The sequence below is a fragment of the Pseudoalteromonas sp. HM-SA03 genome, from assembly GCF_002289345.1.
GTDB lineage: Bacteria > Pseudomonadota > Gammaproteobacteria > Enterobacterales > Alteromonadaceae > Pseudoalteromonas.
On sequence record NZ_NSDG01000151.1, the window covers coordinates 1 to 258 of the forward strand.

The 258-nt window shown below is 45.7% G+C and carries 1 rRNA gene; it reads left to right on the forward strand.

Features of this window, described 5'->3' with window-relative positions:
• A 23S ribosomal RNA gene (locus CKO50_RS23110) occupies positions 1-258 on the forward strand; the annotation flags it as partial.

Genomic DNA, 258 nt, shown 5'->3' on the forward strand with positions numbered 1-258 from the left:
AAGGCGAAAAGAACCCCTGTGAGGGGAGTGAAATAGAACCTGAAACCGTGTACGTACAAGCAGTAGGAGCCCACCACCAAATACCTTTGTTGGGGTTCTTTAACATCGACCTGCTTTAGCAGCCGATGAAAAAAGACATCTCGAAGAAATAGAACCTAGGTGGTTCAAATAGCAGAGCTATTTGGGGTGGGTGACTGCGTACCTTTTGTATAATGGGTCAGCGACTTATATTCTGTAGCGAGGTTAACCATTTAGGGG